Origin of the sequence: Congzhengia minquanensis, from assembly GCF_014384785.1 — a bacterium.
Taxonomy (GTDB): Bacteria; Bacillota; Clostridia; order UBA1381; family UBA9506; genus Congzhengia; species Congzhengia minquanensis.
The window spans coordinates 113009-127025 of the sequence record NZ_JACRSU010000001.1; the positions used below are offsets into that span (position 1 = coordinate 113009).

Consider the following 14017-nt stretch of genomic DNA (forward strand, 5'->3'; position numbering starts at 1 on the left):
CGCTGCTATTCATTCTGATAAGAAATGCTGTCTAACAGAGAAACCATGTTGGTAATTCCGGTTTTTCCAAAAGGAGCTTCCCAAATCATAATTTTTGCAGTATAACCTGTTACATCTTCCGGCAGTGTCACCGGTGTTTGAAACACAAATTCAGCCTTTCCGCCGAACTGGCCTGCGTCCTGCTTGTCTGCCACAACGCCACGCATTGTCCCGTTAGCGTCGTAAACGGCCATAACAACTGTAATGGTTTTATCTTCCGACGTATTGTTTACAATGGTTGCCAAAGGCTTAATTGCACCGTTCGGTTCAATTGTTCCATCAAAAGAAATATTTGCTTCATATGCTCTTTTAATTCTCGGTAAGGCAATTGTCTGCATTTTTCCAACAACACCGTTGCTGTCTACAGGTGTAATGTCAATCACCAAACGTTTATTTTCAAACTGCTCTGTTAATGCAAGTGTAACCGGTTTTCCCGACTGGGTCGTTCCGCTTTCCAGCTCCTCATAGAAAATACTGTCTGCCATGCGGATTCTGTATCTGGATTCCCCTTCGTCGCTGAGTCCAGCATTATCAAAGGTATAATCAACTGAGATTGTTTCGCCAACCAAAGGATTTCCTGTAACTGAAATATTCTCTGCTTTTGGCTTGCTTTTACCAAACTCCACATCATCAAGGTAGTAGGTGTGCGCATTTCCGTCCGCTGCCTCAAAGGTAAACGGCTGATCAGTCACATCTTCTTCCGGTGTATATAAAAACGTATGCCTATTCCAGTTGGTACCAATTTCAACGGCCTCACATAACGCAGTTTCGCCAACCTTGGGAATGAGGCTTAATGCCGCGTCGGACTTTGCCCAAAAACTTACTGTATAGCTTTCGCCGGCCTTTAAGCTTACGTTCTGTGCGGGCGAGCCGCCTGCCTGTGCCTCAACTTTTAATGACTGGCCAGAGTCTGCATACGTGTCATCGCTGACAGCGAGCGCTGCATTTTGTGCATTCCACATGGAGGTATTATAATCAAAATCACTGTTTAAAATTACTTCATCATCAGAAACGGGTCTGATTGCCGCTTCGTCAAAAAAGTAATTGGTCACTGCCGAGTCGTCACTGGGCCGGAACAACATTCTATGCGTTCCTGTGTCCGAGGTGTTGTCATATTTATAATAAAGCTTAATTTTTTTCCATTCTGTCCCCAGCGATATGTTCGACAAAATATTTTCTGTTTTTCCTGTGGCCTCATGGTTCATGAGCACCACGCCTTTATTTGTCTCGCCCTGTTCCAGCTTCGCCCAGAAAGACAGTTCATAATACCGCCCGTGTTCTAAGGAAACGCTCTGTGTAAATAAAACATTGTTGTTCACTTTTCCGCTGTCAACCGTCACTTTAGCGGCTTTTTCCGTGCCGTTGGCGCCTCCGTCAACGGAAGTAACAATACAGCCACCCGGATTCCAGCCAACTGTTCCATACTCAAAATCGTTATTTACAAGCAGGTTTTCCCTTGTATTCAGTTCAACACAATAGAAATCGTCAAGATAGTAGTCAAAGGAATATTCATTTTGCGGCTGTGGGCCAACACGGATATACATTTTTGCCGAACCGCCATAATTATCTGGTTCATTTTTCGGTGAGTAGATAACTTCAGCCTTTGTCCATGTTTCATGATTTAAATCATATTTGGTCTGAATGGGATATTCTGTTTTTTTGTTATCATACGAGAATAACAGCGTTACAGGCGCAGACTTCCCGGTGTTGTTTTGCTCTGTAAGCTTTGCCTTAAAGGTGATATAATATTTTTTCCCGATTTCTAAATTAACTTTCTGGCTGATGTCGTTAAAACCATTGATAACATCAACTTTCACACAGCCTTTCGAGCCGTCCGCGCCGCCCTCCTGCCAGGTACAGGTTGCGCCTCCCGGAGTCCAGCCGTCAATATTGTCTTCAAACCCGCCGTTTTTAGACAACACCCTGTCGGTCAGCACCGATGCAGAGGCAGGCAGAACAAACTGCGTGCAGGTCATAAGCACAGTTAAAGACGCAAGTATTGATACTAATTTTTTTACTTTGTTCATAAGCTTAAAAGCTCCCTTCGATAGGGACTCCCCTTGTGAATCGCCGCAAGGGGTGCCAGATTCATAATTTTGCATAGGTTAAGCTGCCTTTTGGCAGCTTAACCCGATACAAATCTTTATTTATTTTTTAAAATAGATATTTGATTTTGAAAGTGGGATTGCATTATCCAACCCATCCCAAACGAACACTTTCATATAGTCTGCTGCTGCATTTGCATGAACCTCAAACTCAAAGTTATGAGCACCGGTGAAGAACTTATCGTCATTACCATATCCATTTTTGTCTTTATAAATTGTGGTTGCCACAACATTGTTAACGGAAACCAGCGCGTTGTTGCTGTCATACTGCGCGACCAAAATAGTAGCGCTTTGGTCTTTGCCCAAAGTGTTTGCCAGACCCACTTCCATTTTCACGTTACCGTTTCCGGCATAGTCCGTTTTCAGTTCCGACGTCACAACAAACTGGTTGGCCGGAATTTCTTCAATGGTAACGTCGTCCAGATAATAGTCAAACCCCTTATCCTGTGGGTTGCTGTCGTTAAAATGTCCCAGTTTAACTTCTGTACCTGCTCCGGTGATATAATTGGTTGAGCTGATACGCGGATAGAGATAGAACCCGATCTTTTCCATGTTTGCCGCAGCTAAGCTATCAGCAGGAACTTTCCACTTGCAGTTATAAATGGTTTCCGTTCCTTCCGTTGCAGAAACAAAACGATTATAATGAGATGGATTATAAACAAAGGACACATTGTGCCATTCACCGTCTGAAATGTCATTTGCAGTCGGATACATGGTTCCAACATCGCCAATCTCGCGGATTGTTCCGCCTTCTGCAAGCGGCCTGTCGTAGTAAGACATATAACCGGCCAGCAGTCTTGCATAAATTTTTGCATCCGTATTTTCGGGATTAATTTCCAACAAGGCAGCTTTTGCCGCTTCTGGGTCTTTTAGTTTAATCCAATAGGAAACCTTATAGTATTTATCCAGTGATGCATCCAGCATAACATGCTGTTTTGCTGCGCCAGCCGTTTGATTTGCCTTAGAGCCCTCTACCAAAAGGCCATATTCGCCGCTGTGTGCAGCCTCTTTTGTAAACGTTGCGTTATTTAAATCAGTATAAGCATTTCCCTGTGTCAGAGAATCGTTACTTGCACCATCGCCTTTTTTTATTGCATCGCCATATACATGGTTGTTATTAAACCGAACTGTGTTTACATCTTCCATACCGCCATTTGCAAATGCTCCAACTTCCTCAATGATAATATCATCAAAGGAAACGTCACAGGATTGAATTGCACTGTTATACAGCCGGAATGCAAACACCGTATTTTCGTTATTTAAATATTGAACGGGTTTTCCCTCTTCGTAATATCCCTCTTTCGTAGCCGGAGCCGTTTCAATTCCACTGAATCTTAAATAGGAAACTACTTCCGTCCAGCCATCAGCCTTTTTCACTTGGAAAGAATCGGTATTGTAGTAGGATTGATCTGTCCAGGCGTCATTGACAAACTTTGGTTCAGATGTGTTAAATATATACATCTGAGCGTTTACAGCGTCGGCTTCTGCCGCTTCCAGTTTAATTTTTGAAGATATCCGATACCATGTGTCGCGTTTAATCAGCTGATTATTAGACGGCCGAAGGTTCTGTGCAATGATATTTTTTGCACCGCCGTCGCTCATGCCGGCGCCGATAAGCTTTACATAACCGTTGCCGTTTTCATCAGAAATCCACTCTTTTGAGGTAATACCTGAATAGCTCCAACCGCTAAGTGTTTCGTTGTTGTTAAACTCGCCATAAATCAATTGATTATTTTTGTTTAAATCATCCGGCTTGCCAACTTCCATGATAGATAAGTCAGAAAGATAATAGCTAAACTTCCGTGCGTCTGTGTCTGGATTGGTGTTTGAAAATTTGCCTTCCGCATCTGCTCTGAGCGGTCTTAATTCCAATGCAAAAGACGATTTTTTGGTCACCGTAAAGGAGAATTTCGTCCATGCGTCAGATGTAATTTTTGTAGGAGAACCATAGCCTGTGCTATAGTCACCCGAACCGCGGGATTTTAAAATCGGATACAGTCCAACATCTGCCGGCAACTCTGTATCCTGCACAACAGCTGTGGATTCGTCAAGCTTTGCATAAAACGAAACCATATATCTTCTGTCTGTTCCGTCAGGATTCACCTCAACTGGGAGGTAATATTCAGAGAAACTGGAACTCTTATTGTTTCTGGCAAAATGAAGCACATTGCCGGTAGAACCATCCTGTTTTTCCATTGATACGCTTTTAACAGTCATATTAGGATTGCTCGCTGGGGCGACCCAAGGGTTGGGGGTGCCCTCCTTTGTGTAGTCAATAACCAGTTTTTCTGGTTCAGACACCTTCACAATGCTGAAATTATCAACAGCATAGGTTCCTGCATTATTCACTTCAAGACCAAAATCTGTTGTAAAGCCACTCGCTTTGGCGCCATTGTAACGGTAATAGCCCGAAAGTGTCGTCCACTGGTCGGCAGGCAAGTTCCCTGTGTAATCCATGGCAATTCTACGATTTACATCATATTCCCTACCTACTTCGTCGCCAATCAAATCCGTTGCTGCAGAATCGAGAATACTAATTGATGTGTTTTTGTTTACTAAATCCTGCGACAGTTTCACATCAACTGAAAGTTTATAGAGTGCGTTTCTTTCAATTGCAATTTTGCTGTCCATTAAAAAACGTTTGCCGCCTGCGTCTTGGGTAACGGCTATGGCTTTTGAGCCGTCAGGGCCTGTTGTTTCCTCCGTTGTGGTGTTTCCTTCGGTTTTCCAGCCCGTTCGGCCGTTTTCAAAATTTCCGTTTGCAATCAGGTTTTTGCTTAAGGGTTCTAGCCCTGCGGCTGATGTGAGCGCCATTGGTGCTGTGGATACCAACAGCGCTGTTGCCATGCAAACTGTTAAAAGTTTTTTCAGACATCTCATTTGTGTCCGCCCCTTTCATTTTCACTTTTGGTGAGTTTTTATATTCCCTCCGCAGAGCGGCTTTTTACCGTCCTGCGTTACTTCACTAATCTTTAATTAATAGTGCTCCGATACTTAATGTGCAGTCGTTGCAGGCAGGATTCTTTTCACCGCTGACTGAAATGTTCACGGTGTGCTCTGCTCTGTCTAACGAAGTTTCCAAGAACGTGTAGAAAATACGGTCCATACCCTGCTTTACATACTGGTCGCAGGTGTCAAACTGTTTGATTTCACCGCCGTCAATCTGGAAATTAATAATTCCGGTGTCCGGCGCTACACGCATGTAAAGTCCAAGACCTGTTCCTGTAAAGGTATATTCAATAGTATCACCCGGATTGTTGGAGTCCCAAAGGTTATGCTTGCCGGCTTTTCTGTTTTGTTCCGCCCAGGTTCCGGTCTTTTTTACACCTTCCTGATCAAGTCCAACAACACTGCCCGTAAAGTAGTTTTCATCCATGGGATCAACCAAAACCGAAGATTCAACGCTTAAATCTGCGTTTGCGATCATGGAGTCAATCCATCTGGCAATGGTGTCTTTATAATTTGTATGTCCAGGATCATCCGGATGAGCGTTATCCTTCATATAATAGCCTGGTTCTGTTTTGCCTTCGTCTGTATAAGTGTAGTAAAGAGCTTTGCCCACGTTGATTACGCCCAAATTATAATGGTCGGCCACTTCGTTTTTATACTGCACAGCCGTCGGAATCTTCTTAGCGCCATAGTCATTTGCAAATCCCGGAAGCTGCAGTGTGTTAATCAACACAATGTCTGCATTCGGGTTATGCTCTTTCACCTGACGGATAATTCCTTCAGTAGAAGCTTTTTTGCCCGGGTCGCCGCCGTCGTTCACTGCAAATTCAACAAACACCAAATCAGGATTGTAAATTAAAAGTTCTTCGTTTAAGCGGCATGTGCCTAGGTCAGAGCCTGTGCCGCCAACACCTGCAACATGGCCTTCAATTTCATACTGTGAAAAACGTTCTTTCATCCACTTGATTGTCTGATAAGCGTAGCCATAAGTCGTGCTCGCGCTTGCGCCGGACCCCTGTGTAATGGAACCGCCGATAAATCCAACACAAAGTTTGCCTGTAGAATATAGTTTGTTCAAAGAATTATTAATCTTATTAAAATCTCCTGTGATTTCGCAAGGAGCAGCATACGGTTTTGCAGTTTCAAAATTAGAGGACCAAACCATAAGCTTTGCTTTTGTAATGCCTTTTGAAATATTCAGTGCATTCTGTGTTTTATAGGTTACAGAGTTTTCATTTTCTCCAATTGTAAGTGGTTCAGAAATAAGCTGAACAAGCTGGTTTTTATAGTTGTAGCCAGCCATCATCACGTTCACACTGTTCTCTTTCCCTGTGTTATTTGTAATATTTACTCTCCCGAAGATTTCATCTGTTTCGGTCAGATATTCAATCGGAGCCAAATCGTGAGATTCAAAAAATTCCATCTGGCCAACCTGAATGTCCGACGCAGTAATGGCTACATCATCCACATAATAGGGAATCACAATATCCCTATTCTCAACTCCGTCCACAACCGCAGTCAATCTGAAATACATGCGTCCGTTGCAGTTTGCGGGGTCTTTTGCTTTTCCCCTGCTCGTTGCTTCAATATTCCATGAAGTGTTATAGTCTTTCGTAAGCTGATGCCATTCACCGTCTGCAATATTCACCGTCGCAACGTAATCGGTTCCGCAGTCCATCAGCTTGCGTTCTTCTGTTTCGGTATCCGTAGCATAGGTATTGTGTGTAAACAATATTTGAGCTTTCGCTTCGGTAACACCTTCGGGAAGTGTATATCCGTCTGCAATTTTCATGGAAGCAGATATATTCACATTTTGTCCCAGGGGAAGACTGACGTCCTGCGACAGCGCCGGAAGTGTGGAAGTAGTTGCGCCAGTCATCTTTACGTGTGCTCCCAATGTTCCCGTTTGTGCTGTTTCTTCAGAAAAAACAACATCTCCGCTGGCATGTACACCCCAGGGGTTAAACGAGGTTGTGTTTCCGGCAGTGCTGGAAATTCTGCCGGACGTAGAATACCCAGTGTCTTCAAATCCGCCGTTGGCAACGGGGTTAGCAATTTTGTAAACCTCAATATCATCTACATAATAGCTGATTTTTGTATTGTTGTCGCGGGAGCCGCGAACCTGAAGGTTACAGTTGGCGTTATCATAGCTTTCCGGTCCGGAGTATTTATAATATCCCCGAACGGTTGTCCACTCGGTGGAACACATTGTTTTGCCGTCTTTCTCATACTCCGTCACCGGAATCGGCGTATCCTGCGCCACAACCGCATATGCATGCCATTGCTTTTCTTCGTTTGTTAGTTCAGGAAGATCCGTCATATAAATTGATGCCGCAACCTTGTCTTTCGGCGTGTTAGAGTTTGATGGGTCAAAATCCATTATTTTCACTCTGGCAGACATAACATACCAAGCGTCACGTTCCAATTTTATGCCTTGCGTAAATCCAGGGTTTCCGTTGTTTTGCGTTGCATCTTCACTATAAACGATAGACAGGCATCCATCATTTGTGCCTTCAACACCGTCCACCCAGCTGGAAGTTCTTCCACCTGAGGTGCCAAGTCCATTCCAGCCTTTTGCGTCTTCTTTAAAGTTCCCGTTAACAACAATGTTATCCCCCATAGCGCCAGGCGTCGTTGCACATGCAACGCCTGACACTGTTGTGGCTATAAGTGTTGCTGTCAGAAAAACAGATAGTTTTTTCTTAAGCCCAACCATAAACACTACATCTCCTTAATATTTATCTGATTTCTACAACTTCATAAACCCTCTGAATTAAAGCTGCGGCTTCTGCCCTTGTTGCAGTTGCTTTTGGACGGAAGTTTCCGGTTTCATCACCCTCTAAATATCCAATTGCAGAGAGGGACCTTACGTCATCCTGCGCCCAATCGGCAATCTGTGCTTTGTCGGCAAAATCTTTTCCGTTGCCATAAATGGTTTCAAAGGTGAGGTAACGGTATGCACGCATCAGCATAGAAGCCATTTCCTCGCGGGTAATGTTTGCTTTTAAATCATAGTCTGCGCTAAGCAACGCTCCGTCTATCAGGTCGGCAAACTGCGCCCCTGTTAGAATTTCCTGGTACCAGTTCTCTGTTCCTGCGCTGGCAACCGCCTTGTCAAAGACTGCCTGCTGCGCTTTTATCTTCGCTTGGAAGGTCGGCGTGCCCCAAGAGGATGCGTGGCGCGACCACTCCATATCTTTTTCATACTTCAGCCAACGAAGCGTCAGCGTTAAAAATTCTGCGCGGGTAATCGGACGGTCAGGCTCAAACATTGTATCGCTGACACCCGTTATCATTTTGTTACGGTACATTTTATAAATTAAGTTTTCTGCCCAGTGACCTTTGGTATCCTGGAATTCACCAGCAGCGACTACCGGCTCTTCCACCTCGGGCGTTTCTATTTCAACCGGAGGCTTCACGGGGGAATATTTATCCTTTAATGCGTCGTAAACGTCTTCATTCCCTGTCACTATGCCATCCGGTTCCTGCGGCTCGTTGGTACCAGCAGATTCTCCTCCTGTCACAACCTCCTGGCTGTGGGGCGTTGCCGTAACGGTACCATTTCTTGAAACAATACCAAAGTAACCAGGCTGGGTGATTCGGCCTGCATCCGTGTCTAAATAGTCAAAAATTCTCTTGCCGTCAACAGTCAGCACCAGGCGAACACCACTTGCTTCGTTCATTGCGCCTGCCTGAACATGCACCGTCTTTTTATACGGCAACACGTTCGGTCCGTTGGGATATGCTTTTCCACCAAAGGCGAGCGCACCTTCAACATCGCCAAAGAACACCCTGCGGCTTCCGCCATTAAATCTTTGAAGCTCAATTTCCGATTCCTTAATTACCATAATATATCCTGTGCTGTTGTTTGCCGTCTTGTTGCCTTCCTGCATTCTGAACTGGATTGACGGCCAGCCGCCCTGGTTATCGATATTAATATCAAAGTCAAAGATTTCGTTTGTGAATTTCTGTCCTGTATAGTTTGCTGATCCTCCGGGGGTATTAAACACAATTCCGCCGTCTTTGGCCGTCTTTGTGCCGCTGCCCTCAACCGTCCAGTTATTCACATCGCTTAATATCGGGGAGATGTCATAAGGCGTGAAGCTGGCAGGAGATGAAGAAACATAATCTACCACGCGGATTTCCATTGAATCTGTAAATGTTTTTCCGCCGCAAACAGCAGTTGCTGTTACAGTTGCATAGCCCTCCTGCATTCCGCGAAGCACGCCGTCGCCAACAACTGTAAGCACACTGGGATTACCGGATTCATATGTCACGTCCGATACAGGCAGTTTTGTTCCGAACAGCGATTCACCCTCAACAGAAACAGTTAAATCGTCGCCTTTTAAAACGCCATTTTTTTCTGATACGATGTTCACTTTTTCAGCTGTGTCGTCCACCTGGACAAGCACGCTGTTTCTTACTGTAATTCCATTATACCGAATTAAGATGTCGACATGTGTGCTGCCGCGTGAAACTGCCGTAACCGTTCCATCCTGCGACACCTTTGCAACACTTTCATCTCTCGATCCGTAAAGCACTTCAGCTTTCGACGTGTCAAAATCCTTATTTTTAGAGGTTTCAACCCGATAAGAAAGTTTTTCTGTTTCGCCGGAATTTAATGTAAACAGATCCTTATCCAGCAAAATTTTCTGAGGTACCTGGGACATATGCAGATATTCAGGTTCTAAGCCTGCCTCATCAATTATATCCAATGCCTCCTGCGGCCAGCCCTGAGGGCAGTAGATTGTGCCCTTTATTTCGTTATAGTCCCCACCGTCGCGAACCACATGAGAAATGTTGGTATAGTTTTCATCTGCAAAGCAATGACTGATATCTTTCCCCCAGCCTTTAAACCATTTTGGCTTACCGCTTACCCAATCAATAGCCCGGCTCTGATCCATTACATTTTTATATACCTTATAATAGGTCGAACCCTGGTCGTTGTAAATGGGACCGCCGTCGTTGTTCATGTCGGTAATGTAGTTATATGCCAGCATATTCGGGTCTTCTTCCGATGCACCTGTAGGTCCAATTGTATAAATGCCGCCGCCGTCATACAGCTTGGTATAGAACAAATCGTGAATGTAGTTGTGAGTTACATCAAAATTTTTAATTGCGCTGGTCGGAATGCCTACCCAGCCGTATCCCAAATGCATGCCGCTGTATGGAATATGGAAGATTTCGTTATGAGAAATCAGTGTATCCTGCGGGAAACCAGCCGAAATTGCCGCCGCAGACATATACTCTTTACAAACATCATGCATATAGTTGTTGGTAATGGTGTTATTTTTAATTAAATATTTTTCTTCCTTAGGATTGTAATTGTTTGTATCATGGGTATAAGGCTCGCCAAGGTTCACACAGCTTGACGAAATATCATAGAACAAATTACCGTTTACCGTACAGCCTTGGATGCCGTCTATTAACTGCAGTGCATTTAAACCAATTTTAGAAAAGACGCAGCTGTCGAAAGTAATTCCGTGACCATACTGAACATTAATTGCTGCCGGCGGCAACCAGTCCCCCGAAACGCCCTTAGGTTTTGGGGAACTATCCCTCATATGGTTGTTTTGTGCATCAGATACCCCCCATTCACTGTTCGGCCTGAGCCATGTGGAATATCCAAACTGAATTCCGCGGAATTCTAAGTTTTCAACCGGTTTGTCCTCAGAATCCCCCCGCACGCTCATAAGCTCCTCCAGCGTGGGCGCAACAATTTCTGCAGTATTCATGTCTTCACCCAAACGCGGCATATAATAGAAAGTATAGGTACTTCTGTCTAAATACCACTCGCCGGGCTCGTCTAAAAGTTCAAAAGCATTTTCATAATACCAAGGTGTCTTACAGGAAGTCTGCCCTTTATTAATTGCCGATTTCCAGCCGGGCTGCTTCATCGTAATATAGCAGCGTCCGTCGTCACCGATTTTAATGTTGTCCACACCCTGGCGCGGAAGCGTCCAGTTCTGGGCAAACACCATCTCAATGTCGCTTTGATTTTTCCAGTTTGCCAAAAACGTATCAGAGGTAATCAATCCCTCATCGGTTCTCTCCGCGTCTGAAAGGCCGGTGTTGCTCTTTGCGCGGACTGCACGCTCGCCGTTTACATATAATGACCTCGTTTCAATGGGGCCGTCAGCTTTTGCGCAGTATATATTTTTTGATGCGTCAAAAACCTGCCATCCTTCGATTACTTTAGGTCCTCTTACAAACGGAGCTTCTTCCTGGTAGTTCTGCCAGATAATTTTATGACCGTTTGTTCCGGAATCCGATTTTGTAAACTGAATGGGTTCAGTTATTTCATAGTTCCCGCCGCGCAAGTACACATTGATATCAGATTCCATTTCCTTATTAAATGTTCTGATGACATCTCTTGCATGTGCAATGGTTTTGTAAGGAGACTGCAAAGTACCTGCATTGGAATCGCTGCCTTTCTCGCCATCAACATAAATTTCACTTCTAAACTCTGCAGTGTTCTTTTCTTCTTCAGCAGGTTTTTCATTACTGCCGTTTGCAACACTGTCAAGTGGAATGACTCTGAAATTATTAAAATAATACGTTTTATCACTCATCGTATTATTATCAGTTTTCAAAGCAAGGTCAACCGTGTCGCCGCCAAGCTTCGTACAGGTATAAATCTTTTTCAGCGTTTTCCATGAAGAACCTACCGTAGCCTGAACTGCTTCATCGTATGTTGTGCCATCGTCAGAAGTATGTCTCATTTCTACCGCAACCAGCGATGTCTGACCTTCTCCAACCTTCACATTGACAGCAATCAGATACCGTTCGCCTTCGTTTAATGTAATTGAATTCGTCCACATTTTTCCGGCTTTCGAAGTTTTGGTATACTTCATAGTGGCCAGGCCGCCGTAGCTTTCGCTTTCATCTACTGCCGCAGTGGCTGCATCAATTCTCCAGCCGGCTGTACCTTCCGAAAAGTCATAGTTTGAAACCAAATTCGTCTCGCCCTCAGCCGCCGCAGCAGGCACCAACAAGCTGATAAGCATCAGCATGGTTACCATCAATGACGCTGCACGTTTAAAATTTCTTGTCATTAAATAACACCGCCTTAATTCTTCTTTACCCTTTCAGGCTTTTAATTTATTGCTGCAGATTTGCCGTTTTGCATTGGAATTCTGCAAATAAACATGGTTAGCAAATATTATTTGTTATATGCATATATGCATATAACAAAGGGGGTACCCCCTTTGGACAACTCATTTTGGCATTACGCACAAAATGACTCTATTAATTTGTATATATTTTATAATATTTTTACACATAATACAATACAAATCTTGCGTTTACAGGCAAAATTTTACAACATTTCTTGCAAGTAAAATTATTATGCCAACATAAAAAGCACTTTAGCAAAGTAAGCTAAAGTGCATAAAAAAAGACGGGCAATGCCCGCCGTTGGTGCTCGAGACCGGAATCGAACCGGTACGAGAGGTAAATCTCACGGGATTTTAAGTCCCGGGCGTCTGCCAGTTCCGCCACTCGAGCACTACTCGATTAGTATAACATAATTGGCATGGTTTGTCAATACTAAATTAATATTTTTACGATTCTTTTATCAGGCTATTTGCCAGCGCAACACAATTTTCAAAGCTTTTCTGCAACTTTTCATCCTCTGGTTTATAGTTCATTCTCACCGCAACAAACATACCTGAAGCGTCGATTCCCATCTCTTTTAAAATAGCGCTGTTTTTTAAATTTACTGCGTATATTCCATCGCCATATTCATAGAGCAGTTCCTCTGAAAGATCCCCATCCGCCCATTGGGAAACAGGAACGAACACGCCTTCTGTAGCGCTCATGTCAAGAACATCTTTCAGCATGGCTTCATCAAAAAGAAACATCATTTCATCTTCTGAGGCAAACACTGTCATTAGCTTATTTTCCAGCGCCATAATCTGGTTCGCATTTTGCATTGCTTCATCTGTAAAATTCAGCTGTGTGACTGAAACGTGTTTTTCACCATCTCCATTCCCGTCTTCAATCTGCTCCGCTGCTTTATTTGCCAATTTGTCCGAAACGTCAAATGATAAGACATCGGATGCAATATAGTTGATATTCACATCGTAGTGAACTGTGTTTAAAACCTCGACCACAGTAACTGCTATTAACGCAATCACTGCAACTGCAACAAGAATATGGACCTTATAATAATCCCAGACGTAGCGGAACCACTCGCCGGAGAATTTTTTTGGTTTTTCAAACATTTCTGCCATGTTCTCACGCACCCTTCATTCCTATCAAACATTATAAAACCCGAATTTAACAATGTCAATCAAAATGGAAGTTCGTTTACAATTATTTTAAATGTTGACATTTTTTTTGCTTCGTGGTAAAATATCCAATTAGTGAGTTCGAGACCTTCCTCACTTAAAACAAAACTAAAGGAGATTAAAAAAATGATTTCTAAAAAAACAAGGTTTCTTGCGCATGCATCCATCATTGCGGCACTTTATGTGGTGCTGACGTATCTTGCCACGCTTTTGGGACTCTCCAGCAACGCGGTGCAAATCCGGTTTTCAGAAGCGTTAACCGTGCTCGCCGCCTACACGCCAGCGGCAATTCCGGGATTGTTTATTGGCTGTTTCCTTTCCAACATTTTTGCCGGCGGCGTAATTTGGGACATATTGTTCGGAAGCCTGGCAACGCTGCTCGGAGCGCTCGGCACATACGCTTTAAAGAAGCATAAATACTTAGCTCCCCTGCCACCAATTATTGCAAATACACTTATTGTTCCATTTGTTTTGCGCTACGCCTACGGCGCACCGGGCAGTATCGGATATTTTATGCTGACCGTTGGGGCCGGAGAAGTAATTTCCTGCGGTATTTTAGGGATTTTGCTCATCACCGCGGTAAACAAATTAGAAAACCGAATAAATTGGTAGAAAAAAGAGCTGCTAATTAGC

General features: G+C 43.8%; 6 protein-coding genes and 1 tRNA gene. 1 reads left to right on the forward strand and 6 read right to left on the reverse strand.

Annotation, left to right across the window (positions count from 1 at the left end):
• Nucleotides 1-5 precede the first annotated feature (5 nt).
• The 6 genes from H8698_RS00545 to H8698_RS00570 all read right to left on the reverse strand — a co-directional run bounded on the left by H8698_RS00545 (nucleotide 6) and on the right by H8698_RS00570 (nucleotide 13327).
• Nucleotides 6-2066 carry a carbohydrate binding domain-containing protein gene (locus H8698_RS00545; protein ID WP_249310586.1) on the reverse strand — a complete coding sequence of 687 codons (2061 nt, stop codon included), beginning with the start codon at nucleotides 2064-2066 and terminating at the stop codon, nucleotides 6-8.
• A gap of 120 nt (nucleotides 2067-2186) precedes the next feature.
• A complete protein-coding gene (locus H8698_RS00550; RefSeq protein ID WP_249310588.1) occupies nucleotides 2187-5024 on the reverse strand; it encodes a carbohydrate binding domain-containing protein in 2838 nt (945 codons plus the stop codon).
• An 85-nt stretch (nucleotides 5025-5109) separates the two neighbouring features.
• Nucleotides 5110-7809: an SGNH/GDSL hydrolase family protein gene (locus tag H8698_RS00555; protein WP_249310590.1), complete on the reverse strand. Its 2700-nt coding sequence runs from the start codon at nucleotides 7807-7809 to the stop codon at nucleotides 5110-5112.
• Nucleotides 7810-7831: 22 nt separating this feature from the next.
• Nucleotides 7832-12148 (reverse strand): S-layer homology domain-containing protein, encoded by a 4317-nt coding sequence (locus H8698_RS00560; protein ID WP_249310592.1) that lies wholly within the window; start codon nucleotides 12146-12148, stop codon nucleotides 7832-7834.
• Nucleotides 12149-12510: 362 nt separating this feature from the next.
• Nucleotides 12511-12599: transfer RNA gene (locus tag H8698_RS00565), tRNA-Leu, on the reverse strand.
• Nucleotides 12600-12655: 56 nt separating this feature from the next.
• On the reverse strand, nucleotides 12656-13327 hold the full coding sequence (locus tag H8698_RS00570; RefSeq protein ID WP_249310594.1) for a hypothetical protein: 672 nt from the start codon (nucleotides 13325-13327) through the stop codon (nucleotides 12656-12658).
• Nucleotides 13328-13510: 183 nt separating this feature from the next.
• Here H8698_RS00570 and H8698_RS00575 point away from each other — a divergent pair, with 183 nt between their 5' ends.
• Nucleotides 13511-13996: a QueT transporter family protein gene (locus H8698_RS00575; RefSeq protein WP_177679616.1), complete on the forward strand. Its 486-nt coding sequence runs from the start codon at nucleotides 13511-13513 to the stop codon at nucleotides 13994-13996.
• Nucleotides 13997-14017: the final 21 nt, after the last annotated feature.